The following is a 26,283-nucleotide window of genomic DNA, read 5'->3' on the forward strand; positions in this document are numbered from 1 at the left end:
CCCTGAGCATATATGCTCCCGATCGAGAGAACGAGTCGCACCTTTATATCTCTATCATACTTGAGTCACGGAACGTAACATCATAACTAAATGTAAAATCTAATGGAGGAAAGCTATGACAGGAAAGGAATTACGCAAATTATTACTTGACAAGTGGGGATACTCCTATGATCTGCAGTTACGCCGCACAAAAGGCAAGATATTTCTACAAATCATGTGGAAGTATCTTGAGCAAGCTTCTTTTCCCTTGACTGAGGCGGAGTACCAAGAACATCTTGATAGCATTGCTAATTATCTTCATGCCTTGGGTGGTGCTGTGCAAGTGCAAACATTTATTACCCAAACCCGGGAGCGTCCCCGTTTAGGTAAGGCTGTGAGTATTCCTCTTGATTTAGGCGAACGCGCATCGGAATGGATGATGTGATATAATTCCCTACACCCCTACATAGACAATTAGGGGCAAGTATTAAAACTTTTAGCACCCAATCTGACTTGATATCTTGATATAAAGCCTTTTTCAGGCTCATGAAGTACACACCAATTCCCTATTCCCTATTCCCTATTCCCTATTCCCTATTCCCTGTTCCCTGTTCCCTGTTCCCTCAAACTAAAAAAAATTGTACCTCACGAGCATGGGAAATGCTATATTTAATAAATTTGCCAAAACCATCGTTTTTTTCTTTTGAGGATTCACCCATCTGACCTATCTGATGATTTCCCGTTATGATTACACCCTTGAAACTAATCAGCCTCAAGGGTTATAATAAAATAAAATGCCAGGAACCAGACTTGAACTGGTGACACGAGGATTTCAGTCCTCTGCTCTACCAACTGAGCTATCCCGGCTGGTTGATTTATTTAACCAACGATTATTTAATTTAGCACAGGCAAAAGAGTTTGGCAAGGGGTTGGAGGAAAAAAATTTCCCAAGATTTCAATTTAGTTTCAACTTCAACTTCACTGACAAGAAAACAGCCAAAAAAAACAAAAACTGCACCACCACAATACTAGGCCCTGATGCCAGGTTAAAAACACCCGAAACCATAATACCAGCAATGCTTGTGGTAGAACCTATGATGATTGATAACACCAAAAAGCGGTGAAAGTGATGACTCATCAACTTGGCTGTAGAAGCGGGAATCACTAAAAAAGCATTGACTAGCAAAACACCAACGGCTGTAATTGTCACAGCCACAGCTAGGGAAAGTAGCATTACAAAGGTATAGCGATACAATTGCACCGGAACCCCTTGTACTTGAGCTACATCCGGGTTAAGGGTCAGCAAAATTTGCTGTTGCAGGGTGGAAAATAAAAATACGCCACTGACTACCAGCAAGACTAGCGTCACAATCAAATCTGTATTGTCGATGGCCAGAATATCCCCAAACAATACTCTCATTAAATTTCCCCGATAACCGGGGACGAAGCTAGTCAAGAGCAAGCCAATACTTAATGCTCCTGATAGCACTATTACCAGAACGCTATCGCTGGCTAAATCGGTTTTATCAATCAAATAAAGGACAACCACCCCAAATACTAATGTAAAGGGTAGTAGCATCAAAGTTGGATCCAACTGTAGCAATACCCCTAAGATCACACCAATTAATGCTGCATGACCCACAGCATGGCTGAAAAACGATAGTTGGCGCAATGTCGCAAAACTGCCCAGTAATCCTCCTAGTATTCCCATTAATACAGCACCGGCGATCGCTCGCTGCATGAAAGGAAATTGTAACAAATTTACTAAATCACCTCCAGGGGCGATCGCTACTAAGTTTGTCAGTAAAATCGAGTATAAGTACATAACGACAATCTATATAAGGTAAATCTTGAAAAACTCCCATCAAACAAATAAGATGATTAAAATTAGATTTAATTTTGAAACTGTAAAACATTGAGTATAATTTAAGAAAGATCACTATAGATATTAGTATTGTGCAAGACTTAGCAGAACAAATTATCAGCCCCGAAAAAGCTCAACGTATGGCAGAATTTTTTAGCTTTTTAGGAGATCCTAATCGTCTGAGGATTCTTTCTTTTTTAGCGACCAAAGAACTGTGTGTAGGTGATTTAGCAGGATTACTAAACATAAGCGAATCGGCGGTTTCCCATCAGCTAAGAAACCTAAGAGCAATGCGACTAGTCCGCTATCGTAAACAAGGGCGTAATGTATTTTATCACCTCCACGATCATCATATTTTCCATCTTTATCAGGCTGTTGCTGAACATTTAGATGAACCAGAATAAAAACAAAAATCAAAGTTATGGCAGAATTTCATTAGCAGTAAATTACCATAATATAGCATTTCCCATGCTCGTGAGGTACATTTTTTTTTAGTTTGAGGGAACAGGGAACAGGGAATAGGGAATAGGGAATTGGTGTGTACTTCATGAGCCTGAAAAAGCCTATAAATACCCCATCTGAAAATATTAATGCTGATGATGGTAAGGACTGAATCCTGGCCCATAGGTTGCTAATAGATTTTGGGGTGAAAGGGCAATTTCAGGTTTACCAGTACATACAACAGTTTGGTTCAGACACAGAACGCGATCGCAATGATGACTGACCATATCAATATCATGGGAAACCTGTAGCACAGTCCAACCTTCTTCGTGCTTTAACTCATTTAACAACGCGTAAAAATCTGTTATACCCTGGACATCAACGCCGGCAAAGGCTTCATCTAGTATCAATAATTGCCGAGGAGTGACCAAACAATAAGCCAGCAATACCCGCTTCAACTGACCCCCGCTGAGAGTTCCAATAGCTTTATCCTTGAGATGATAAACATCGGTTCGCCGCATCGCCTCCCCTATTGCTACGGACTTTTGCCTATCTTTTCTCCACAAGGGAAAAAATAAATTTTGCTTTTTGTTGGGGTTTTCCCATCCCAGTCCCACTAATTCGCCTACAGAAATAGGGAAACTGCGGTCAAAGATAAAATTTTGGGACATATAACCCAATCGGTGACGCAACTTTCCTAACTTGGTCATCGGGCGACCAAAAATTTCAATCCGACCACTACTGTGGGGAATCAAATTTAAAATTGCTTTTACCAAAGTACTTTTACCGGCACCATTAGGACCAACAATAGCCGTATCTGTTCCTGCTAGCAATTCAAATGTCACATCTCTAACAGCCAAATAACTGCCTTGATATACATTTAATCCTTCGACCTTTAAAATAGGAGACATCATTAGTCCTGGATTATCGGTAATTAATCATTAATATCACTGGCGTTGCCATGCAATTACTGACACCCAGCCTCAAGAATTTGCAAGTTGTTTCTCATAGCCTGGAAGTAATACTGTGGATTTGTATCACCCCCAGTAGTTTCTAGAGAATCCAAGTTACGCACAGTTACATTCAAATCTTGAGCAAGACTAGTTAATAACTTATTATCTACCCCTGGTTCGCTAAATACAGCCTTAGCATTATACTTTTTCACAGCGTTAACAGCTCTTTGTACATCTGCTGGTGAAAGTTGGTCTTCAGGAATTTGCACCACAGCAACCTGTTTGAGATTATAGCGTTGAGCTAAATATGGAAAGGCATCATGAAAGGTAATAAAGGTACAGTTCGGAGTCTTCTGTAAAGTTTGCTCAAACTCTTGATGTAATTTATCCAATTCTTGCAGATAAGCCGCAGCATTGGCTTCATAAGTAGCTTGATTAGCAGGATCCGCAGCAATTAATCCATCCCGAATATTTACTACCTGCTGTTTTACTAAAACCGGGTCTAACCACACGTGAGGATTTCCATCACCATGGTCATGACTGTGACCGTGACTATGACCATGTTCTGTTACCGTTTTATCAACCGCGGAAATGGCATTTAACGTTTTAAGACCTTGACTAGCATCGATTTTGATTAAGTCAGGATTTTCGGCATTTTTGATAGTATTGTCCAGAAATTCTTCTAATCCCAACCCATTTTTTACTAATATTGCGGCTGTAGAAATCGCTTTCACATCATCCGGTGTTGATTGGTAATCATGCACATCGGTAGTTGGGGTCACGATAATTGATACATCTGCTGCTTCTCCAGCTACAGCCTTAGTAAACAAATAAGTCGGCAAAATTGTAGCGACAACTTTGGTTTTTTCTGGCTGTACTTGGGGTGTCTGTTCTTCTACCGTACTTGTGTTTGATTGGTTACAGCCAATAACCACTGAAAATGTCAGTAGAGCTATTAAAGTCAGGATACCTCGGCTGTGTCTACCTGTTATAGGTCTTAAAAGATTCCAGATCACGGTTTTTATAACCCTTAATGATTACTCTACTTTTGTCAATGAACTTACTTGGATATTATAGAATAAGTCTCATTCTCACACAATATGCAGGAGTTACCCAACTAATATCTTGGTGCAGTCAATCGAATAGAGTATAAAATATGTTAATTATTTGATATTGTCGGCACGGGAATAACTAATAAGTGTTACCTAAGATACTGTTTTTTTTAATTTTTGCCTTAAGTATAAAAAGAGGTTGTTAAGTTGTAGTGATAGGAAAATTCTTAAACTCCTGTTAATATCCTGAATATACTTTTTCAGCAAATTATTCTCGAAAATGCTGAGTGTGAGTGCAATCTACGATAAATAAGTGTGAGGAAGGAAATGCGAGAATTCTGGAAGTATCTACCGATTAGCCCAGTATTTGCCTGTAATATCCTGTTGTTTAGTGGCTCTGTCTATGCAGGGGAAATACCGACAACATCAGTAATACAGAATCAAGAAACTCAAGCTCATAACTTGACAACAGGTGAGGTAATAGCCCAAACTACCTCGGTTTCTCAGTTATCTGATGTCAGACCTACTGATTGGGCTTTTCAAGCATTGCGCTCATTGATTGAACGTTATGGTTGTATTTCAGGTTATCCAGATAACACTTTTCGCGGTAATCGCACTTTAACCAGATATGAGTTCGCCGCGGCTTTGAATGCTTGTTTAGATCGGGTAAATGAATTAATTGCTGAGGCTACTACCAACGTAGTCACACAACAAGATATACTCAGACTACAAAGGTTGCAAGAAGAATTCTCCGCAGAACTAGCAACACTACGGGGGCGCGTAGATTTACTAGAAGCACGCACATCTAAATTGGAAGCAAATCAGTTTTCCACTACTACTAAGCTGCAAGGGGAAGTAGTGGCAGTTATGAGTGGTGTTTTGGGCGATGATCAAAGCATCACACAGAAGAATACAACCCTGGGACTGCGATCGCGCATTGAATTTGTTACCAGTTTTACAGGGCAAGATACCCTGTTTACCCGCATCGCCGCTAACAATCTTCTCAGCCCTAACATTAGTACACCAGAGGGTGGTTTAGCCTTTGCTGGTGGGACTGGCACTACTGATGCCCAGATAGATACTGTATTTTACAAATTTCCCCTCAGTGCAAACACACAAGTAGTTGCGATCGCCAATAATGGCGCTGCAGATGACATCACCAATACAGTCAATATACTTGACGGTGATGGTAGTCGTGGTGCCTTGTCTACCTTTGGTACACGTAACCCAATTTACAACCAGCTAGGTGGTGCGGGGTTGGGAGTCAGCCACCAGTTCGGTGACAGATTAGCACTCAACTTAGGATATTTAACTACTACTCCTAACGAACCCTCAGATGGGAGCGGTTTATTTAATGGTCCTTACGGCGCTTTGGCACAGCTGACTCTTAAACCAAGCGATCGCATTAGCCTAGGTTTAACTTATATCAACTCCTACCGCAAGCCCCTAGTTAGTGGTAGCACTAATGCCATCTTCCAAAACATAGACACACCATTCTCCAGCAATTCCTACGGCCTTCAAGCATCCATTGGTATCAGTGAAAGATTTGTCTTAGGTGGTTGGGCTGGATACACCAACAGTCAGTTAACAGGTAACCCCGGAAAGGCTGAAATTTGGAATTATGCCGTTACCCTGGGCTTCCCGGATTTGGGTAAAAGAGGTAACTTAGCCGGGATTATTGCTGGTGTAGAACCTAAAGTTACAACTTCCACCATTCTAGGAGTAAGTACAGATCCAGATACCTCCTATCACCTGGAAGCTTTCTACCAGTATCAACTCAGTGACAACATTACCATTACCCCCGGTCTGATCTGGTTAACATCCCCCAATCATAACAATAACAATAATGATGTTGTGATTGGTGCCCTGAGAACTAGATTTAGTTTCTAAAGATCACCAATCTCATATCCCACAAAAAAGACCAGCTTTCCACAGCTGGTCTAAAATATCTTTTTCCGCGTTGTCTTCTCAATAGAGTGAAAACCAAATTGCACGTTCCCAAAACTAACGGGCAACCTTTCTTAACATTATTGTAACAGTCAACACAGTTTTTTGATAAAAATCTCTAAAAAAACATATATCCCCCGACAATCAGCCTCTATCTAAGAGCATAAATTCAAAATTCCCGCAGGTGGAAATGGCGAAAAATTCTCACGGACTAATCACTAATGACTAATTGCGGCTGTCCCCAGATGATGCGCTCCTGCTTATAAATAGCAATACCCGGCTGGGCTCCTTTGGGTTTGTAAACGTGCTTGGGCTGAGTATAAACTACTGGTACTTGGTCACTCTGACGGCCACGACTGTAGTAGGCTGCAAGATTAGCCACAAATTGTAAATCTACGGATTCGGGAACTGCACCCGGTTCTAAACGTAGTAGTACATGACTTCCGGGTATTTCTTGAGCGTGGAACCATAAATCATAATCTCCAACCACACGAAAGGTTAATTGGTCATTTTGACGATTATTACGACCGATTAAGACTTCAAACCCGCTGGGGGTATGATAACGATGAAAATTCGTGCTTGTGGTTTCGCCGCGACTGCGATATCCTGGGTCTTCTAAATATTTCTGTGCAATTAACTCGTCACGGATTTCTTCCAAAGCCTGCAAATCTGCTGCTGTTTGGTAGTTTTCTATCTGAGCGACGGCGGCTTCTACTTGCTCTAAATAGTTAATTTCTGAGTTGACATCCCCAAGCAATGGTTCCACAGCACTACGAGCGCGTTTAAGTTTCTGGTGCTGTTTGTAAAGGCGTTGGGCATTTTGGACGGCGTTTTTATCTGGTAAGAGGGCGATGGCTATTGGTTGTTCTGTCTCAAAATCAGTCAGGATAATTTCTGTCATCCCTGGTTGCCATTTTTGCAGGTGAGACATCAACAAATCCGCTTTTTTGCGATATTCATCTGCTTGTTCTGATTGCTGCAGGCGTTGGGCAAAGGTTTGCGCTTTATTACGTATTTTTACTAAAATAGTATATAATTTTTGATTTAATTGATGCCGTAACTGAGAAAATACTTGCTGATTTAATTCGTCAGTGTAGTATCTGTTAACTAAGGTTTGGATATCTTTTTCTGGTGCAACTGCGCCCCAACCCATGACTGTATATCCTTTTGCTGTCCAAGCTGGTTGGAATTTATTCAAATCCAATGCTTGTAGCCATTCTTGCCATCGTCTAAATAGTCGTTCCCAGTCGTCAGGTTGGAGCTGCTCTGTGCTGGTTTCCGGGGCTGAATCTGCCGCAATTAACATGGATTCCACTAAGGCAGAACTCAAGCCGCTATAACTTTTTAATAACTGAGGCTTAATTGCTCCTGGTACTAAGCTGACCCGTTCTTGCCAGCGTTGAGCGGATTCATTCAAACTAGGAACAGGTCCAGTGAGTTTGGGTGGGGTTTCATAAGGTTGTCCGGTTTGAATGGGACGGACGCTAGATTGATGCTGACCAACTTGATGGGCAGCTGTGATCATCATATTGTTAGCATCGGTGAGGATAACGTTGCTGTATTTGCCCATCACCTCTACATATATATGGTACAGTGCCTCCTCTCCAGGACGGCGGGCAAATTGTAAGTTAACAACACGCTCCCAAGGGGCGATGGCTTGAATTTCCACCAAGGCCAAGCCACCTAATTGATGTACTAATTGTTGGCTAAAGGTAAATGTATCTGGTAATCTTGGGGGTGGTTCGCCAATACAAATATGCGCCGCTTGGGGATGCCAAGAAATCTCTAGCCAGTCCCTTTGTTTGAGGGTGCGTAATGCTACAGCAATAGTATAGCGATCGCGCTGATAAACTTGTTCTAATCGAGATGGCAGCCAGTGAGCGCGTAGTTCGCTACAAGCAGCAGTTAGGGTAGTATAGTCAACTGGTTGCACAAGAGTTATGATGACCTATTAATTACTGGATCAATGCTGGTTCTTTAACTTTTTTCTGCAAAATTTCACTGTAGAGTTGACTTAGCTGGGTGGCTACCCCATCCCAACTAAACTTACTTTCTACCCGTTTTCTTCCAGCTTTACCTAATTCGTCTCGCCATTGTGGATTTAACAAAATCCGATCTATTGCAGCTGCAAAGGCGGCTACATCTTTGGGTGGAGCTAATAAACCTGTGATTTCGGGAACTACAGTAAATTGCAGCCCACCTACATCACTGGCTACTACAGGCGTATAACTAGCCATGGCTTCAATCGCCACTAGTCCAAAGGGTTCATAGTGACTCGGAACTACGCAAACATCAGCCGCAGCGTAGTAAGTCGGCAATATTTCCTGACTCAGGCGACCAGTGAGGGTCGTAAATTCACTCATCCCCAATTCATTAATTATATTCTCGATGCGATCGCGCTCCATCCCATCACTATTACCGGGAGTGCTACCACCACCAATAATTAATTTCAGGTTTTGATCACCACGTAATTGGGATTCGTTGACCGCACGCACCAAGTGTTCTATTCCTTTACGTCGATCAAAACGTCCCACATAGAATACAAGTTTAGTCTCCGGTGCAATTCCCAATTGTAATCTTGCTGTTTGACGGTCAATAGAACCAAAGCTACGAATATCTGTACCGCAGGGAATAATTTCAATATTACCTTGAGGGGAAACCAGCGATCGCATATGTTCCTTTTCCTGGGGACTTGTGGCCACAATTCGTTCTGCCCTCTCCAACACTTCTTTTTCCACTGCCAATCGCTGACTAGCAATTATGGGAATATTTTCTATTGTACTGTACTTAACGGCTCCCAGTGAATGGTAAGTATGAATTTGCCCCGTACCTTGGATTTTATTGAGTTGCATCCCTATCCAGCTAGAGTGCCAGTAGTTTGTGTGCGCCAACTGATACGTTATACCATTGTGTCTTTGGAATTCCAGGAAATTATCCAAAAATTCCGGCATATATGCCAACAGATTATCTCGGGGTACAAACTCTACAGCACCTGCTTTTAAACGAATAGTGCGGCAATTTTCGCTCAATTGCACAATTTTATCTTGTTCTCTACTCAGCCGGGTAAACATATCAACTTGCCATCCCAGCTTCGCGAGTGCTTCACCCACATTACGCACATAAACATTCTGTCCACCTGCCTCTTCCTGACCAATTTCAATCGCCGGGTCTCCATGAACAGAAATTAAGGCAATACATTTGTCGGTAGTAGGTTTCATAGTTTGTCTGTTGCTTATTCTGAGAATGTATCGTCAAAGTTTCGCCTTTTACATGATTATTTAGGAACTTTGAGTAATCTTTATTTTAATTTAATTATGTCCAACAATTTAATCTTTTGGGTACTCAGTCTATAGTTATTTGCGTATACAGCACTTGTGAAGTATAAAATACACAGTTTAATATTATAAATCTTGTGGGTTGGGCATCTTTCCCAGCCTTTTGTACCTCACTCAGATGTAATCTACTGTACATTGATATCTAATGCCAGTAGATAACTGCAAATCTAATTCTCATAAAAGCAACCCTCCCCCAAAGTTAACTTAGAGGAGGGTATGAAGATATGTCCGTCATGACCCGATCTGCTGACATTGCCTAGGCCTAGCTCAGGGTAGACATCGCGATTCTTGATATAATTCACACAACATGGGCATAAAGAATCCTGTGAAATTTTTTTCCATGTGCGTAGATCATAGATAAATTTCAGAAAAATTTGGCACCACACTAATAATCATTTCCTAGAAAAACTCGACAAAGGGGGATTTATAGGGAATTAAAACCTAAAAACCGCGATTTTTAATTTTAATTCCTCTCCCCTCTAGACTCAATTAGCTTTGTGCTGCTAACATCTGCTTGAGCTTTTCTAATTCAGAAGCCCAACGTGGATCTGGACGAATTGCATCTGATTCAGCACTTGTGCTGGTTTCCCGCACAGCACCACCGCCGCCACGCCGTGACTTCTTAGAACCTTTCTCACGACGACCGCCTTCTTTTGGTGTAGGAACCGGATGACCACTAACACCACTAGCTGCTTTAGCAGGTTGCTCTTCAGCTTCCTCAGGTTTGGTTCGAGGTAATGCTTTTTCTAGCTTGAGGGGCGTCTCTTTGAACAATTGACCATTATACTTTTCAATAATTTGATCAGCTTGCTCGTCATTGTTGACCGTGAGAAAACCAAAACCACGGCATTTGCCAGTTTTGCGGTCTTTAATTAGTTTTGTAGTCACAGCATCGCCTTCAGCGGCAAAAACTGCTTGCAAATCTTGACGATCTATTTCTTCTTTTGGCAAATTGCCTATATATAGGCGAATGGACATGAACTATACCTCCAGATTTGAACGAATATGGCAAGGCAAGAAAAGTATTACTTTACCAAAACTGCTATCAACCAAATTTTTTACTCCAAACTGTCAACCTATACAATACAATTTTTTGTTGGGATCAGGCTTGTTTAATACAAAAGCGCATACAATACTCAGCTAACAGCACCTCAATTATCAGATTCTTCACCTCTTCCCTGTCTTAAGAGCCGGGAATTGTCAACTGCTGCTACGTGACAGGTATCAACCTTGCCACTTCGCTTTTAGTTTTCGTTTCCCAGATCCGAAATCTGGGAGCAAGGGTCAAAACTTGCATACAGACCTGTGTGAGCATTGCAAGACGTTTGTTTTACCATTGGTTAAGACTTTTAACTTTGCGTCCATCAAAGATAAAACTATTTCCACTGTTGGAAACACAGCTTAACCAATTCTTGATGCCAGGGTCAATTGCTAAAGCGTTGTCTGGATTAAGATAGTGGTTGATTGCGGATTCTTTTTTTATAGACGAAATCAGCAATAAAAACTGATTTATTGGCAAGATTCGCACTTCCTTAATGTCTTCAAACTGCAAATTGGATGGCATTAGGATAGGAAACTATCAAAATTGAACCAACGTTTAACGGTGTTTACCAAAGGAATCTTGATGTGATCACCCACAAGTTTTAATGCTTGCTTAGGATAGCTCTGTCCGCAGAATTAAATACCATTTCTTATATTACCATGGTATCATCTACGTAACTAGTTCAAAGCATACATTTTTAATAACAACATTTGTATATCGTAGCATAAAATACTTTTTTTTCCTCAAGGGGGATCATCATAAACAAAAACCAGCCATTGGCTGGTATATTTGTGACTGCATGGGTGATCTAGTCCAGAGGTTCTTATCCCCACAAGGGTTAACTTTGGGGATATACCCCCCTGGATTTTCTAGTAGGGTTTTCAGCCGGGCTTCTGGAGCAAAAGAAGATTCATTGACTCAGGGTGCAATTTTTATCCACATTCCCTAGGAGGTGAGTTTGGCTTTTGGCTGTTGAGTTCAAGGTAGTACTAGCCGGTGAGAAAAATGTATGCACCCCAAGCCTGTGCAGCTACAGCCACAAAAGTAGACCAAATGGGATGAGGACTATAAATATTTTTACCAGTTTGAGTTTGCACTGTGTGAATATCAATCCAGGGTGTTGCTCCTCGGCGAAACCAGCCTGTAACTATAATTTGCCGACCAATTAAATCTTGGGGATTAACTGACTGTCCCAGAGGAATGTGGTGTAATTTCACTAACCCCGTGCTGCACTGAAGTATTAGGTCTTGTCCTAAGCAATTACCCGTACCTCGACGACCCAGGAGCTTACCCACAAGTTGCACGCTTATACTATCAATAGGAAGCGCAGATGGATTAGTTAAGAGGTTGATCAGGCTTTGATCATCCTGGACAGTAGCAGTTTTGATGTCTGGAAAAAATGAACTCATCCGCGACACCATACCGATGCTAAAGCCCATTAGTAGAAAACCCGTAATCACAGTCCAATCTTTGTATGTCCACTGGAGATTTAACCACCTCAGATTGACAGCAGTTTGCCACATCAGCCAAGTGAAACCCGCAAATACCAAACCCAGGAGAATACCCAAAAAAGGAGCGATTTGCAATAAGAATGACTGACTCTTTACCTGATAAGTTGCTTGGGCTTCGGCTACGGTCAACCCCAGGCTATTGAGATTTATTTCAGTATCTATATGCCAATGGCGAGCAATTTGGCTCAGACGTTGGATGCGATCGCCTATTAAAGGATGGCTATTATTAATAGTAAACCAGTGGCGATATGGATGAAGACTATCCCACATCAATAGAGATTCAAAGGGGCGTTGACCAGCAATACTACCCAAACAAAGGCTCTGCTCATAACCGACTGGTATTAAGAAATTTAAACTTTCCAAATGCCAACTTGTTTGTTCTGATTTTTGGATATCAGCAGAAATACCCATGGCAATTTTCAGTAAAGCACGAGTCAGAGCGTTGGGATTACCGGTAATTTCCGCAGCTAGGCGATCGCTATAGTAAAGCCGCAACCGCGACAAACATAAACTAATAGTAGTAAGCACATACCACAATCCATAAATCACACTCGCCAAAACATTGATGGGCTTATACCAAATTCCCTCTGACTTCCTGTTTCCCCATGTCGATATTTGCTCATATAGTCGATGAATGGGTAGTGAAAGCAGCAACACCAGAGACATAACCGCAAAATCCCAATGAGCAATATGTCCTAACTGTGTGGCATAAATAGTCGCAATTTCATCATCTGCCAGTTGCTCTAATAGTCCCTGAGTGACTACAATCCGAGCGTTGTTAGCCAGACTACCATAAGTCAACGCCATTGGTGCTGTTATGGGTAAAATTCGGAGTTTAGGACAGTGCCAGCGACGCTGTTGACAGTAACGTTGTATGACTCTAGCCGTTTCGCGACTGTGGCGATTTAATAAATCCTTGGACAATTCAGTCTGTCCATAAGACTTTCCTAATAGCCTATCTAACAACCAAGGTGATAGTCCCATCATAATCAATAAAACTATCAATAACAATGGCGCAGGGTTGCTGTGCGGCAACTTTTGGACTGTTAGGTAAGGTAATTTGTCTAAAGCAAAGTTAATCAATGCCGTGGTTAAATTGAGTATTACTCCCAGTAACCACAGCAAAGCCATGAATGTTCCCAGTCCTAGCAACCGCAAGGGAATTAACTGAGGCTTACCCAGGGGTTGCCATACCTTAGCACGTTTGGCTTGTCGCCAATAAATACACCGATGAAAGCTGGGACTAATCTCACTCCGAGGAGTTTTTATATAGCTGGAGGATCTGAACAAATTCTGCGGGATCACCGTATTCGGCACGCTACTCAGACTGGCTCGCGAATATTGACTAGTTTCTGCTACTCTCTGTTTCTGGGACTCCACCACCCCAGGGGTCTTAGTTGTTGATGCGGTAGCGTTTTGAGAATTCTCACCAGTTACAAACTCACCTCCGGGATTATCTGATAGCTGGCGTGGCGTAGCCATAGATTTACTACTTTTTTTACGGCTTTTTGCCAAGTGTCTGAGAGCAAGTTCAGCCCATTGTTTAACTCGTGTATCTTGGCTCTCTCTGAGAGTCTGACACAGAATAGTAGCCTTGCGAATTTGGCCAGTGCGTGCATAAGCCATGACTAAACCAACCCTTGCCTGTAAGTTAGCTCTAGGATTTACTTGACTAGTGGCCACAGGTGTAAGTTTAGCGATCGCAGTTTGGTAATTTCCTTGTTTGAGGGCTACTAAACCGGCTTCCAAAGACAGTTCGGCATCTGATAGCTTGCGTGGCGTAGCCATAGGCATAGAAATTTGGTTACTCCAATGTCCAGTAACTGATCCACGGTGGCAAACAAGCGCAAATCCTTAATGCCGTGGTCATTAATTGCACCCGATAGCTGGCGTGGCGTAGCCATTGAGTCCCATTAACACTAATGTTCCTCCAATCTACCGGGGCGATCTGCTTGCAGCGGCGTGGAAAACCCTACGCGCTTCACTTCAACTCACCGATGACCTCCCTGTAACTGTTGACAATTCCATGAAATGTGCAAGAGCAAAACTCCGCTTTCCATATTATCCAGTCTGTCCCACCGTACTTATTCCCTGATGCAAGATGTAGACAACCACGTTAATATTTCTATCTTCAAAATTTTTGCCACAATCTGGACAAATATAAATTTTAGGTGATAGACATTTTTGTCATTTTTCGGCACAGTTACCAAAACGGTGGCTGGTACTGTTATCTGAGGTTATATCCTTTTCAAACTTTATTCGCTTCATACCCCCATAAATGCACCTCCCCAAGCTGAGGACACGGGGGGCTTTTGTCAGTTCGCTGTTTTGCGCTCACCTCAAACCCTCTCCACAGGTTTGGAGAGGGGAGACTTGAACGCCGGTTAAAAACCTTGATTGAGAGGTAATCTAATTGACATTAATAACTGGTGTAATTCCCGCCAAATCTAAGATTGGTGCAATCAGATCCTCCCGCTTTACCGCCATCATGTGGACACCCTGACATAGTTGTCGCGCCATCTGCACTTGTTCAGCAGCAATTTTCATTCCTTCCTCCAGGGGATTTTTTGCGGTAGCCAACCTATCAATAATGTACTGAGGAATATTTACACCCGGAACACACCGATTAATAAACTCAGCATTCTTTGCCGATTTCAACAGGAAAATTCCTGCCAAAATGGGTTTATTATGACTCAAGGCTATGATATCCATAAACTTTTCTAGGCGCTCAAAATCTGTAATCATCTGACTTTGGAAAAACTGCGCTCCAGCTTCAATTTTGCGTTCAAATCGCTTTTGCAAACCTGACCAACTGGGAGACTGTGGATCCACAGCCGCACCAGCAAATAAATCAGTCCCCCCATCTGTCAAGGGCTTCTCATCAGAATCAACGCCTTGATTCATTTTCCGAATCATTTGCAGGAGCCGCACAGATTCCAAGTCAAACACCGCTTTCGCATGGGGGTGATCACCTACTTTCACCGGGTCGCCAGTTAAAGCTAAAATATTGCGGATACCCAAGGCATGAGCACCCATCAAATCAGCTTGTAAACCAATTCTATTGCGATCGCGACAAGCAACCTGACAAATCGGTTCAATGCCATTTTGCAACAGAATTACTGACGCTACCAAAGAAGACATCCGTAATACAGCGCGGCTACCATCGGTAATATTGACAGCATGAACCCTCCCCTTAAGGGTCGCCGCCATTGAAATCATGTGTGCTACATTCACCCCTTTTGGGGGAGCTACCTCCGCGGTAACTAAAAATTCGCCGGATTGGGCTGCCCGACGAAATGAGTTTAAAATTGTGGTATTTTGGGTATCCTGCATAACATTAATGTTTCACTTTTCTTCAAGGGTATAACGAATTACGCCCAAAAGTGAAACCTTTACAGAGGTAGGGAGTAGCCCAAAGCAGTTTTTACCTGTGCCAAAGTTTGATTAGCAATGGCTTCGGCTTTCTCCCGTCCCTCACGCAAAACAGACTGGAGATAAGCTTTATCTTCTATAATCCCTTGATATTTTTCCTGTATGGGTTTTAACGCATTAATTGTCGTTTCTGTCAATAGTGATTTAAATTGTCCCCAGCCCATATCTTGACATTCTGCTGCTACCTCTTCCTTCTTCTTCTCAGACAGCAGCATATACAGCGTTAACAAGTTATTACACTCTGGACGCTCTGGATCACCGAAAGTCAAACCCCGAACTGGGTCAGTTTTACAGCGCTTAATCTTGTATTGAATCTGCTCTGGTGTATCCAGTAAATTAATCCGGCTTAAATCAGACGGATCAGACTTGGACATTTTGCGTGTACCATCGGCCAAACTCATCACCCTAGCGCCTTCCTGACGAATTAAAGCGGATGGTAACTTGATCACTGGTTGATCAGGTTTACCAAATTGATGATTTAACCGCGCTGCAATGTCCCTAGTCAATTCCAAATGTTGTTTTTGGTCTTCACCCACTGGTACTTTATCAGCTTGATACAGCAAAATATCAGCAGCCATCAGCACAGGATAGTCCAACAAGCCGACATTGACATTTTCACCCTGCTTAATCGCCTTCTCCTTAAACTGAATCATGTCTTGTAACCAGTTTAAAGGTGTAATGCAATTAAACAGCCAGGTCAACTCACTGTGGGCAGAAACATGAGATTGCACAAAAATCGTCGAGTGATTTAAATCCAGACCACAAGCCAGATAAAGCGCCACCAGGGTATAAGTATCAGATGCTAACCTTGTGGGATCGTGTGGTACCGTAATCGCGTGCAAATCAGCCACGAACAGGTAATTTTCGTATTCGCTCTGACCTTCTACCCAATTGCGAATGGCTCCCAAGTAGTTACCCAGATGGTAATTACCGGTTGGTTGAACTCCAGAAAGAACACGCTGCTTGCCCATAAATTTCCAATTTATCTCAAATCCGCCCGAAGAATATGGCGGTTACAAAACTCCTTCAATTTTGACACTTTCTGGGATAACTCGCTAATTGCTCATTGCTGCTTTTGTTATGTATCTATGTGACTCATCCATTTACCGATTGTTAATCTCTAGTGACTATCAGTCTACGGACGATGTGTCACATCAAGCTGATTGCTGAGAAAATGTAGAAAAAATGCCATAATAACCAGGCATATAACTTTACGTCAATGAAATTTATCGGCATTGATTTAGGCTGGAAATCCCAACCAAGCGGCTTATGCTGTTTAGAATTAATAGCAGAAAAACTGCACATCATCGATTTAGATCGGCGCGAATGTATTACAGACATTTTCGCCTGGATAGATAACCATGTACCCGCAAATCAACCGGGGATGATGGCCGTAGACGCGCCCACATTGATCCCCAATGCTGTAGGGAGTCGTCTCCCCGATCAACTCACACATAAATACTTTGGCAAATATCACGCCGGATGTTACCCAGCTAATCAAAATTTACCCTTTGCAGAACGTACTGTAAATTTTGGTTTAGAATTAGAGTCTCGTGGATTTGTCCATGCACCCACAATTGAACCCCGAAGACCCGGTAGATATCAAATAGAAGTTTTTCCCCATCCCGCAATAGTTAACTTATTTAACCTAGAACGCATCCTGAAATATAAAAAAGGACGCATCAGTGAGCGCCGCTTAGAATTAATTAAACTTTACAATTACATTATTGATATTTTACCCACCAGAGAACCTTCTCTGATCCCTGTACCCTTGGGTGGTTCATTTTCCCAAATCCCCACCACAGGTGCAGCACTTAAAGCAGCTGAAGACAAACTAGATAGTGTAATTTGTGCTTATGTAGCAGCGTACTGGTGGTATTGGGGTGAAAAACATAACTTAGTGTTGGGCGATCGCACAACCGGTTATATTGTCATCCCCACAAATGTGGGGAGCGGGGAATATTGAAACCCCTACTCCCTCATCCTTGAGCTTATTCCGCCCAAGCAATCAATCTCGGCTCATAAGGACTAGATAGATGTTGGTGGTGCGGTAACACACGCAAAGACAAGCCTTGCAAACCAGAGACAGTATAAGTAATGTTAGCTGTGTAAACACTCAACCCTGTTGCATCCTGTCCTTGGTAATCCATGACTACAGGCACTGCATTCACAATTTCACCATTAGCATCAATGCTACCTTGGTATAACTCCACGCGCACATCATCATTAGTCAAGGTGGCCAAGTCAACCTTAGCTTTCACAGCAACGGTTTGATTTACCTCAATATCCGTATCTTCAGATACATCAATATCTTTAATTCTGATGTTGAACCAGTGGTCTCGGAGTTTTGATTTCCAACTAGCTAATTCTTTAGCAGGGGCGTAATTATCGACAGTGAGAATATGATAGCGATCGCTAGCTGGAAAATAAGCCCGTTGAGCATATTCTCCCACCATCCTGGCTGTATTAAAGAAAGGACAATTCAAGCGAATTGCATCTTTCATTTTAGCAATCCATGCACGGGGTAAGCCATCCACATCGTGATACTCGTAGAACAGAGGTATCACTTCCTTCTCTAGTAATTCGTAGAGGGCATTAGCTTCTACCTCATCTTGATAATTAGGATCATCATAATTCTCGCCATGTCCAATTGACCAACCAGTGCGGACATAATCAGCTTCATCCCACCAGCCATCGAGAACACTTAAATTCAGCAATCCATTCATGGCGGCTTTCATACCGCTAGTACCGGAGGCTTCCCGTGGACGGCGTGGCGTGTTTAACCACACGTCACAACCAGCTACCATCAACCGAGCAATATAAATGTCGTAATTAGGAACAAACACTACTTGTTTTTCCAAGTGTTGTTCACGGATAAAGTGATTAATGTCGCGGATTAGTTCTTTTCCGGGTATATCTTTGGGGTGAGCCTTACCAGCGATCACAAATTGTAGCTTGCGATGTTTGTTCCCCTGCAAAATCTGCTTGATTCTGTCTAAATCGCGCATCCACAGGGTCGCACGTTTGTAGGTAGCAAAACGTCGAGCAAAGCCAATGGTTAAAACGTTGGGATCGAGAACTTCCTGAGCTTGGTTAATTTCTGCAGCCGCCGCGCCGCGATCGCGCAAATGCTTCACCAAGTGTTCTCGGACATATAAAACCATGTCTAAGCGACAGCGTTCGTGATTGCGCCACAATTCCTCATCGGGGATCGCATCCATCCGTTCCCACAATGGGCTATCTGGTGGTGCTGATGACCAGTTAGGACCCAAGTAGCGATCATACAACTCTTGAGTAGACTTTGCTACACAACTACGGGCATGAACACCGTTAGTAATTGCCGCAATTGGTACTTCTTCCACAGGGACTTTTTGCCACAAACCCTTAAACATCTGCCGTGACACCACGCCATGCAGCTGTGCCACACCGTTGGAAAATGTCGCCATCTTCAAGGCCAACACCGCCATACTGAAAGGTGCCGATAAATCACCCGTATTTTCCCGCCCCAGTCCTAAAAATTGCTCTTTAGGCAAACCAAAGATTTCTGCATAATACCCCAGGTAATACAAAATCTTATCAGGAGCAAACAAATCTATCCCAGCTGGTACTGGTGTGTGGGTAGTAAAGATATTACTCGAAGCTACCACTTGTCGGGACTCGGCATAACTTAATCCTTCTTCCTGAATTAAGATCCGGATCCGTTCTAAAGCAGAGAATGCTGCATGGCCTTCATTCATGTGGTAGGCCGTGACATTGTAACCCAGTGCTTTCAACATCTGTACACCACCGATCCCCAGCATAATTTCCTGGTGAATCCGCATATCAATATCACCACCATATAGCTGGTCTGTGATGTCGTGGTCGTAAGGGTTATTGGGTTCAATATTCGTGTCTAGCATATACAGTGGTACCATTCCCACCTGTACACGCCACACTCTCGCGTAGACCTTGCGCCCTGGATAATCCACCGCAATCCTTAGTTCTGAACCATCTGGATTACGCTCTAGGTGCAAGGGCATATTATAGAAATCGTTGATGGGGTAGCGCTCTTGTTGCCAACCATCCGCATTCAGGTATTGAGCAAAGTATCCTTGCTGATACAACAACCCCACACCCACAAGAGGTAAACCCAAGTCACTGGCAGATTTGAGGTGATCCCCCGCTAGAACACCCAACCCGCCAGAATAAACCGGTAAACAATCTACCAGACCGAATTCAGCCGAAAAATAGGCATAGCATTCTTTTGGCTTTGAGCTGCGCTGTTTCTGATACCAAGTACGCTCTTGTAAATAATCTTCTAACTGACGAGCCGCCCGATCCATTTGTGCTAGGAAGCCTTCATCTTCCACAACTTCCAAGAGCCGCCCTTGATTGATGGTACCCAGCATTAATACGGGGTTATGATGGCTAGATTCCCATAGATCAGGGTCTAATCGACGAAATAAATCTTTACTTTCAACATTCCAATCCCAATGCAAGTTATATGCTAGTCGTCTCAGGGGTTCGAGCCGCGAGGGTAAGGAAGGGGAAACATTAAATGTGCGAATCGGCTGCATAGTTTGGTAAAGCTCCAAGTTTAATTTTCGGTATTGTTTATGTATTTATTGCTGTTTATACTCAATGTTGCCAATTCTTTTGACTGTGTGTGTAAATAACTTTGTTCAGCATTGATAGTGATTCTTTCCATCGCTGATAAAGTTTACACTAAAGACATTTTTAAGTCTATGGATTACTCACAAGTATGTACTTAGTATATTAAAATTTGACTCTTATCTGTCGGCTAAAAGTTAAACAAATATAAATAAATTTTTCTGAAATCTCACAAGTTTAGCTAAGAAGACTCTATTTGATGTGTCCAAAAGACTCAATAAACATCTGTATCTTCTTCTTTATTGCTTACCAAGCTAGTTAGATGACTATGGCGATTGCCCTATAGACAGAGCCGCTCTATAAGCTAAAATTACCCTGTATCAGGTATTTGAGACAACAAGTTCATCTTTTTTTTAGTTATTGCAGGAAATATTGTAGTTTACAATACTAAGTAAGCATTGAGTGTATCTGAGGACATGGCTGGATTAATAAAAATTAAATAAGTATCAATCATAGCTATATTAAGGAATATTTAGGGTTATACGTCCTTTCAGGGAGTTTTTATCAGTAAATCATTCATGTTTCCTCTGAAATATAACTTCTTTCTCCTAACTCTTCCTTTTTTTTCAGGGATTGCGTATTTTTTTGTACTACATCACTTATGTATAGCCTCAAATAAATAACGTTAGTTGTAATTTCTCAGAGGATGTTTGATAAGTTTTCAACAGGTAATTTTTATCTTAGGGAACAGGGAACACACCGAACACACCCAACAGGGAACAGGGAATGGGAAATGGGAAATGGGAAATGGGAAACACACAAAAAACAATAAAATCCAGTCCCCTACCCTTACAAGGGGAGGGTTAGTGTGGGGTCAAACAATAGTTGATACACTAATCATGACTTGACAAACATCCTCTCACAGGTATGATTTTTTTCATATCTGGCCATCGCTGTTTGATATATAAATGTATCTAAGTATGATCTCAATATCGGTAATTATTACCCTATGAATAATATTATTGTTAATTGTCAATTAGCTAACATTAACCAACTTGGAACAAACTTATTTATTCAAAATGTTCCCATCTAAGAAAAATATGTTAATCTTAAAAGCAGTTATCACCAAAAAATATTGATGTAATTCAAATTGTGACTTGGTTCCCCTGTAACTCACCGATGTGCAACATGATTAGCGCCGCATACTCCAAAAATTCGTTCCAAGAAATTCGTCATCGCAATCGTGGAAGCGCTTATTTGTTTGCACCAATGGTGAACTTTAATGTGATGGCTCAAGTTGGTGAAACTCCACCCTAAATTTATTCTTGTGTATAACGAAAAGCACTCATAAAAATCCCGGAATAATTATATGTGAATCCTGTTAAAAATTATCTGCAAAATTTGGGATCATTCAGCAGAGTAATTTTAACGGGAAGGGATTTGAATGTAAAAAAAATACTGAACAGTAGTATATATAAAGCAGGCTGCATGTAGATAAACTACGGATTTATCTGTGTAACCTGCGGTCAGAGGCTATTGGTCTAAAACTCTTAGCCATGTTCGTCAGTCTATGTAGATAGGATAAATTTTGCTGCAACTACACAGACCAAACCTGCAATTCATGTGAATGAATTAACCTGGAGTAAATATTACCCATGCTAATTAGTGTCTCTATATTTCAAGTTAGTCAAAATTAGGAATTAGTTTCCTATTTATCCATGAGACTAACTAATAATTGGGGAATGATTTTCTACAGCTAAAAACAAACTTCATCATTTTAATAATCTTCAGTGTCAGTGCCACTACCAAAACAAAGCTTACCTTCTCAAGAGTTCTGCAATAATTGCCCAAAACTTGAATGAGAGATATTTAACCATGATTAACAAGCAACATACCTCAAAATTGCAACGACTACAAGAACTATTGCTCACGACCCTGTTAGGAGATATTCCCACAATTGCTTTTGGTCCCAAACTGCGAAATCTCGTATATCCCCAGATTTTTTCCCAGATGGGGAAACTAATTTATATCCAACACGGCGTGGAATTTCTGGGGACTTCTGCCATTGAGATGGGCAATGGTGTATATATTTTTAAAGGTGTACGCTTGGATGTCCAAGGACACCCAAATAATAAAATTTCTTTAGGAAATGGAGTAGCTCTTGAGCGTTACATTGATATTGGATGTTTGGATAACACTTGCATATCCATTGGTGATGAAACGTTTATAGGTCCCAATGTCTGTATTGCTGGTCCGGGAAATATCAAAATTGGTAAGCATTGCATGATAGCGTCTCATTCGGGAATATATGCCAATAACCACAAATTTGCTTCTGTAACACAACCCATAAAATACCAAGGAATAACCCGTCAGGGAATCGAGATTCAAGATGATTGTTGGCTAGGGCACGGAGTAACAGTAGTAGATGGCGTTACCATTGGTAAAGGTAGTGTTATTGGCGCAGGATCAGTTGTCACTAAAGATATTCCCCCCTACTCTGTGTCCGTAGGTATACCTGCAAGAGTAATCAAAAGTCGAGTTAGCAAAGATTTGGTGACATCGTAGCAAGGACTAAGTTAACGCTCCCCCCACTTTGGTGAAGGCGATTATTACCCAAGACGCAACCAGAACCAGGGTTTTCTAAACCTGGGGATGTAGGACACTAGCGATTTTATATGACTAACGCCACGCTATGGCTATCGCAGTCATTATAAATCCTGTGATTAGTTTGTAAAATAAATTGTAAAATGTATGCACTATGGGATAAACAAGACTCGTCACTGTTGAAAAACATCTAAGAGGATGTTTGTCAAGTCATGATTAGTGTATCGAATATTATTTGACCCCACCCTAACCCTCCCCTTGTCAGGGGAGGGGACTGGATTTTATTGTTTTTTGTGTGTTCGGTGTGTTCCCCATTCCCCCTTCCCTATTCCCTGTTCGGTGTGTTCCCTGTTCGGTGTGTTCCCTGTTCCCTAAGATCAAAATTACCTGTGGAAAACTTATCAAACATCCTCTAAGGAAGATTCACTACTGAAACTGATCTTAAAAAGGGGCGACATTTCGGTAATATAAAGTAGTTATCTTTTCTGTATAGCAGATACACAGGAGATACACTTTTTTCTCACAACCTTTGGAGATATTTGTATGGTGACTTTAAAAATCGCTGTTTATATTGTTGTTGCCTTTTTTGTGGCTATATTCGTCTTTGGATTTTTGTCAAACGATCCAGCTCGTAACCCCGGACGCCAGGATTTAGAGTAGAATAGCCACCAATTATTAACTTTGAGGGGAAGTGCAAAACTCCTGTTCTTCAAGGAGGGGGAGCAGCTGGCTTAATAATCAGCGTTAACATAGTAGTGGCTCTCAAAACAGCCCGAAGACGTAAAACACCAGCGCCCTCTCTGAGCAGCTTCCTAATATATTTAGGCAGAAAGCAAAGGTCGGAAGATCAACGTATAATTGATCCTTCCGGCTATTAATTGGCCATCAGAAAACTGAGTGGGAGCCTGAGAACCCCTGTGTCCAAGATCCGGGATGAAAACTGATTGAGTCAGTCAAAGCCCGAAAGGGGAGAATCCTGGTTTTTCAAAGCCGGGAGAGTTCAATTGTTAGCTTGATGTGCCTAGATATGCTTCATCCAGTTCCCCTACCTCCACCGCCTGCCATTCTCCAAGTGGTATCATCAGCAGATTCTATTTCTCGTGCTAGTGATACTCAGTTTTTCTCATTTATACCCAATCAAAAAAATCCCCAAGCACACAAACAAGCGTCGCCGCCACCAGAGGAAATTCCACTTTTCAATGTGGGAGATGGTACATCCAATACCTCACAAACCTTCACGGATTCTCAGATTGCTGCTTGTTTGAGTCAACCCCAGACATTTCCTAATCACCGACAGCAGTTGGAAGCGCCCAAGAATAAACCCAAAGTGCCAGTCGCAACGGGAAAAGTAACTCCACAACAGCAGGAAACTAATATTTCTGTTCAACAATTTCCCGAAGGCATAAATATTTCAGTTGATACCCCAAATTATACACCAAGTTCTCAACCCGTACAAAATACCCTACAGTTAAAGTCTCGTTACCCTGGTAAGGAAAGCTCGACACCCTCTACTATAGAATTTGCTTCACCTACACCTTCAGCCAGACAAAGAACTATACAAGTTATCTCAGATAGGCAGGAGTATGATCAAATACGGCGAATTGTCACTGCCGAAGGTAATGTAGTAGTCCGATTTGATGGGGCTGTGGTGGATGCTGACCGCCTGCAAGTAAATTTAGATAACTTGGTCGCTGTGGGTTCTGGTAATGTGGCATTAACACGAGGAGATCAAGTCCTGCGGGGAGAACGCTTTACCTATAATTTTATCCAAGACAATGGGGAAATAGAAAATGGCAGCGGCGAGATTTTCATACCCTCAGCCCAACAAGATTTCGCTTTTTCATCCGGTAATTTTACACCGGTTGGAATTGAGGCTCCTGTAAGTGATAGGGTCAGAAGAAATCAGCCCCTGACTCAAATCACTAGCCCCGGGGGTATTGACTTCACATTAGGTGGTATCCAAGCCGGGAATCTCCCTTTACCTATAACCGGAGGTGAAGTCAGGAGACTCCGGTTTGAAGCTCAACGGATTTCGTTTGATCCCCGAGGTTGGCAAGCTTTTGATGTGCGAATTACTAACGACCCCTTTTCACCCCCAGAATTAGAGTTACGTGCATCTCAAGTTACCTCTATCAGGGAGTCTCCTGTTAAAGAAACTATTACTACACGGGGACAGCGTTTAGTTTTTGACCAAAAAGTCTCTTTACCAATTCCCGTAGATAAACAAACTATTGACAGTTTTGAACGCGACGCCTCACCATTTCTAGTGTCTCCAGGTTTTGATGGCGATAAGCGGGGTGGTTTATTTGTGGAACGGGGTTTCACACCTGTTGATACCCAGCAGGTACGTTGGAGAATCATCCCTCAGTTGTTTGTGCAAAAAGCCTTGCAAGGGGGTACAGATGATTTAGCTGCCTTGTTTGGTGTCAAGACCAGTTTAAATGCTGTTTTCAACCCAGGGTTAACACTAGAAGGTGGGGGTGAGTTAACCAATTTAAACAATTTAGAGGAAAATTTGCAGCTTGGTTTGCGCATGCGCCAAATATTAGGCAATGTTAATCCTCACGTATTAAATCTAGAATATAGCTACCGCGATCGCCTGTATAATGGCTCTCTTGGCTTTCAAACTGTCCAGAGCAGTCTTGGTGGTCTGATTACCTCTCCTGTGATTCCTTTAGGTAACACTGGTGTTAACCTCAACTATCAGGCTGGCGTACAATATATCAATGCCAACACCGACCGCCTAGATTTGCTAGCAGCCCAGGGTCACAATAATCGTATTACCCTTGGTCGATTACAAGCTAGTGCAAGCCTCAGTCGGGGGTTTTTACTATGGCAAGGTAAACCATTACCACCTACTTCTACAGAGGGATTACGATATACACCAAACCCCGTAGTCCCTTACGTACAGACAATTGCCAGTGTCATAGGTACACATACTTATTATACTAATAACCAAAATCAAAGCACCCTCACCGCCGCAGTCGGTTTGGTCGGGCAGTTTGGTAATTTCTCTCGCCCCTATTTAGACTATACCGCTTTCAACGTGACTTATTCTCAGGGATCAAATAGCGGGCTGTCACCCTTTTTGTTTGACCGCTCAGTTGATAATAAAGTCCTAAGTCTTGGCGCTCAGGTGCAAATTTATGGGCCATTTCTTTTAGGCTTACAAACAGCAATTAACTTGGAAACTGGTAGAGAAACTAGCACAGACTATATTTTAGAATATAGCCGCCGTACCTATGGCATCACTTTGCGTTATAACCCAATAGTGGAATTAGGCGGTTTCAGCATCCGCATTAGTGATTTTAACTGGGTTGGCGGTACAGATCCATTATCTGGATTTTCTTCCAGAAAATCCAGATAATTAACGATAATTAGTTTTTGACCATAACTCAGTATCAAACCAATAGCAATCAAAGCGAATTAAATTATACATTCTGAATGTAAGTTATTATTAGTACACCAGGGTGAGTAGCGCAAAGTGGAAAATTTGGCAATCTTTCATCCAAAATCTAGTTAGCGTATAGTCA

The 26,283-nt window shown here is 42.0% G+C and carries 18 protein-coding genes, 1 tRNA gene and 1 pseudogene; 8 read left to right on the forward strand and 12 right to left on the reverse strand.

What is annotated here, in order from left to right:
• Nucleotides 1–115: 115 nt before the first annotated feature.
• Nucleotides 116–424: a DUF3067 family protein gene (locus AC6IZ0_RS01230; protein WP_497724770.1), complete on the forward strand. Its 309-nt coding sequence runs from the start codon at nt 116–118 to the stop codon at nt 422–424.
• Nucleotides 425–774: 350 nt separating this feature from the next.
• Here the strand turns inward: AC6IZ0_RS01230 and AC6IZ0_RS01235 are convergent.
• Nucleotides 775–846 (reverse strand) — tRNA-OTHER (locus tag AC6IZ0_RS01235).
• A gap of 88 nt (nt 847–934) precedes the next feature.
• The gene (locus AC6IZ0_RS01240; protein ID WP_497724772.1) at nt 935–1,804 is read right to left on the reverse strand and encodes a metal ABC transporter permease; all 870 of its coding nucleotides are present in this window, start codon (nt 1,802–1,804) and stop codon (nt 935–937) included.
• Nucleotides 1,805–1,983: 179 nt separating this feature from the next.
• Here AC6IZ0_RS01240 and AC6IZ0_RS01245 point away from each other — a divergent pair, with 179 nt between their 5' ends.
• On the forward strand, nt 1,984–2,247 hold the full coding sequence (locus AC6IZ0_RS01245; RefSeq protein WP_334310751.1) for an ArsR/SmtB family transcription factor: 264 nt from the start codon (nt 1,984–1,986) through the stop codon (nt 2,245–2,247).
• 183 nt (nt 2,248–2,430) lie between these two features.
• Here the strand turns inward: AC6IZ0_RS01245 and AC6IZ0_RS01250 are convergent, their stop codons facing one another.
• Both AC6IZ0_RS01250 and AC6IZ0_RS01255 read right to left on the reverse strand, forming a co-directional pair.
• Nucleotides 2,431–3,198 (reverse strand): metal ABC transporter ATP-binding protein, encoded by a 768-nt coding sequence (locus tag AC6IZ0_RS01250; RefSeq protein ID WP_497724774.1) that lies wholly within the window; start codon nt 3,196–3,198, stop codon nt 2,431–2,433.
• Between the two features lie 53 nt (nt 3,199–3,251).
• A complete protein-coding gene (locus AC6IZ0_RS01255; RefSeq protein ID WP_417006595.1) occupies nt 3,252–4,253 on the reverse strand; it encodes a metal ABC transporter solute-binding protein, Zn/Mn family in 1,002 nt (333 codons plus the stop codon).
• A 363-nt stretch (nt 4,254–4,616) separates the two neighbouring features.
• Between AC6IZ0_RS01255 and AC6IZ0_RS01260 the strand changes: the two genes are divergently transcribed.
• Nucleotides 4,617–6,179, forward strand: a complete 1,563-nt coding sequence (locus tag AC6IZ0_RS01260) for an iron uptake porin (protein ID WP_271732366.1) — start codon at nt 4,617–4,619, stop codon at nt 6,177–6,179.
• 268 nt (nt 6,180–6,447) lie between these two features.
• Here AC6IZ0_RS01260 and AC6IZ0_RS01265 read toward each other — a convergent pair whose 3' ends face one another.
• The 7 genes and pseudogenes from AC6IZ0_RS01265 to trpS form a co-directional block, all read right to left on the reverse strand.
• Nucleotides 6,448–8,169: an Rqc2 family fibronectin-binding protein gene (locus AC6IZ0_RS01265; protein WP_497724776.1), complete on the reverse strand. Its 1,722-nt coding sequence runs from the start codon at nt 8,167–8,169 to the stop codon at nt 6,448–6,450.
• 22 nt (nt 8,170–8,191) lie between these two features.
• Nucleotides 8,192–9,454 carry a glycosyltransferase family 4 protein gene (locus tag AC6IZ0_RS01270; RefSeq protein ID WP_497724778.1) on the reverse strand — a complete coding sequence of 421 codons (1,263 nt, stop codon included), beginning with the start codon at nt 9,452–9,454 and terminating at the stop codon, nt 8,192–8,194.
• Nucleotides 9,455–10,060: 606 nt separating this feature from the next.
• Entirely contained in the window at nt 10,061–10,549 is a 489-nt protein-coding gene (locus AC6IZ0_RS01275) for an RNA recognition motif domain-containing protein (protein ID WP_497724779.1), read from the reverse strand.
• Nucleotides 10,550–10,904: 355 nt separating this feature from the next.
• Nucleotides 10,905–11,236 (reverse strand): annotated as a pseudogene (locus tag AC6IZ0_RS01280) (RNA-guided endonuclease TnpB family protein); the annotation flags it as partial.
• 366 nt (nt 11,237–11,602) lie between these two features.
• The gene (locus AC6IZ0_RS01285; protein ID WP_497724781.1) at nt 11,603–13,912 is read right to left on the reverse strand and encodes a M48 family metalloprotease; all 2,310 of its coding nucleotides are present in this window, start codon (nt 13,910–13,912) and stop codon (nt 11,603–11,605) included.
• 621 nt (nt 13,913–14,533) lie between these two features.
• Nucleotides 14,534–15,457: a methylenetetrahydrofolate reductase gene (locus AC6IZ0_RS01290; RefSeq protein ID WP_497724783.1), complete on the reverse strand. Its 924-nt coding sequence runs from the start codon at nt 15,455–15,457 to the stop codon at nt 14,534–14,536.
• A 59-nt stretch (nt 15,458–15,516) separates the two neighbouring features.
• Nucleotides 15,517–16,527 carry a tryptophan--tRNA ligase gene (gene trpS, locus AC6IZ0_RS01295; protein ID WP_497724784.1) on the reverse strand — a complete coding sequence of 337 codons (1,011 nt, stop codon included), beginning with the start codon at nt 16,525–16,527 and terminating at the stop codon, nt 15,517–15,519.
• Between the two features lie 248 nt (nt 16,528–16,775).
• Here trpS and AC6IZ0_RS01300 point away from each other — a divergent pair, with 248 nt between their 5' ends.
• Nucleotides 16,776–17,522, forward strand: a complete 747-nt coding sequence (locus tag AC6IZ0_RS01300) for a DUF429 domain-containing protein (RefSeq protein WP_497724785.1) — start codon at nt 16,776–16,778, stop codon at nt 17,520–17,522.
• A gap of 25 nt (nt 17,523–17,547) precedes the next feature.
• Here AC6IZ0_RS01300 and glgP read toward each other — a convergent pair whose 3' ends face one another.
• Nucleotides 17,548–20,112 (reverse strand): alpha-glucan family phosphorylase, encoded by a 2,565-nt coding sequence (gene glgP, locus AC6IZ0_RS01305; RefSeq protein ID WP_271732416.1) that lies wholly within the window; start codon nt 20,110–20,112, stop codon nt 17,548–17,550.
• 1,222 nt (nt 20,113–21,334) lie between these two features.
• Here glgP and AC6IZ0_RS01310 point away from each other — a divergent pair.
• The 4 genes from AC6IZ0_RS01310 to AC6IZ0_RS01325 all read left to right on the forward strand — a co-directional run bounded on the left by AC6IZ0_RS01310 (nt 21,335) and on the right by AC6IZ0_RS01325 (nt 26,117).
• Nucleotides 21,335–21,463 (forward strand): hypothetical protein, encoded by a 129-nt coding sequence (locus AC6IZ0_RS01310; RefSeq protein WP_271732378.1) that lies wholly within the window; start codon nt 21,335–21,337, stop codon nt 21,461–21,463.
• 558 nt (nt 21,464–22,021) lie between these two features.
• Nucleotides 22,022–22,711 (forward strand): acyltransferase, encoded by a 690-nt coding sequence (locus tag AC6IZ0_RS01315; RefSeq protein ID WP_497724786.1) that lies wholly within the window; start codon nt 22,022–22,024, stop codon nt 22,709–22,711.
• A 582-nt stretch (nt 22,712–23,293) separates the two neighbouring features.
• Nucleotides 23,294–23,410, forward strand: coding sequence for a photosystem II reaction center protein I (locus AC6IZ0_RS01320; RefSeq protein WP_200987887.1), 117 nt, complete (start codon nt 23,294–23,296; stop codon nt 23,408–23,410).
• A gap of 367 nt (nt 23,411–23,777) precedes the next feature.
• Nucleotides 23,778–26,117, forward strand: a complete 2,340-nt coding sequence (locus tag AC6IZ0_RS01325; protein WP_497724787.1) for a DUF3769 domain-containing protein — start codon at nt 23,778–23,780, stop codon at nt 26,115–26,117.
• The last annotated feature ends 166 nt before the right edge of the window (nt 26,118–26,283 follow it).

The sequence above is a fragment of the Anabaenopsis sp. NIES-4685 genome (assembly GCF_059725405.1).

Coding starts and splice junctions, on each gene's coding strand:
- AC6IZ0_RS01230 (WP_497724770.1), top strand. CDS start 116: ATGACAGGAAAGGAATTACGCAAATTATTACTTGACAAGTGGGGATAC.
- AC6IZ0_RS01240 (WP_497724772.1), bottom strand. CDS start 1,804: ATGTACTTATACTCGATTTTACTGACAAACTTAGTAGCGATCGCCCCT.
- AC6IZ0_RS01245 (WP_334310751.1), top strand. CDS start 1,984: ATGGCAGAATTTTTTAGCTTTTTAGGAGATCCTAATCGTCTGAGGATT.
- AC6IZ0_RS01250 (WP_497724774.1), bottom strand. CDS start 3,198: ATGATGTCTCCTATTTTAAAGGTCGAAGGATTAAATGTATATCAAGGC.
- AC6IZ0_RS01260 (WP_271732366.1), top strand. CDS start 4,617: ATGCGAGAATTCTGGAAGTATCTACCGATTAGCCCAGTATTTGCCTGT.
- AC6IZ0_RS01270 (WP_497724778.1), bottom strand. CDS start 9,454: ATGAAACCTACTACCGACAAATGTATTGCCTTAATTTCTGTTCATGGA.
- AC6IZ0_RS01275 (WP_497724779.1), bottom strand. CDS start 10,549: ATGTCCATTCGCCTATATATAGGCAATTTGCCAAAAGAAGAAATAGAT.
- AC6IZ0_RS01285 (WP_497724781.1), bottom strand. CDS start 13,912: ATGGCTACGCCACGCAAGCTATCAGATGCCGAACTGTCTTTGGAAGCC.
- AC6IZ0_RS01290 (WP_497724783.1), bottom strand. CDS start 15,457: ATGCAGGATACCCAAAATACCACAATTTTAAACTCATTTCGTCGGGCA.
- trpS (WP_497724784.1), bottom strand. CDS start 16,527: ATGGGCAAGCAGCGTGTTCTTTCTGGAGTTCAACCAACCGGTAATTAC.
- AC6IZ0_RS01300 (WP_497724785.1), top strand. CDS start 16,776: ATGAAATTTATCGGCATTGATTTAGGCTGGAAATCCCAACCAAGCGGC.
- glgP (WP_271732416.1), bottom strand. CDS start 20,112: ATGCAGCCGATTCGCACATTTAATGTTTCCCCTTCCTTACCCTCGCGG.
- AC6IZ0_RS01310 (WP_271732378.1), top strand. CDS start 21,335: ATGATTAGCGCCGCATACTCCAAAAATTCGTTCCAAGAAATTCGTCAT.
- AC6IZ0_RS01315 (WP_497724786.1), top strand. CDS start 22,022: ATGATTAACAAGCAACATACCTCAAAATTGCAACGACTACAAGAACTA.
- AC6IZ0_RS01320 (WP_200987887.1), top strand. CDS start 23,294: ATGGTGACTTTAAAAATCGCTGTTTATATTGTTGTTGCCTTTTTTGTG.
- AC6IZ0_RS01325 (WP_497724787.1), top strand. CDS start 23,778: ATGCTTCATCCAGTTCCCCTACCTCCACCGCCTGCCATTCTCCAAGTG.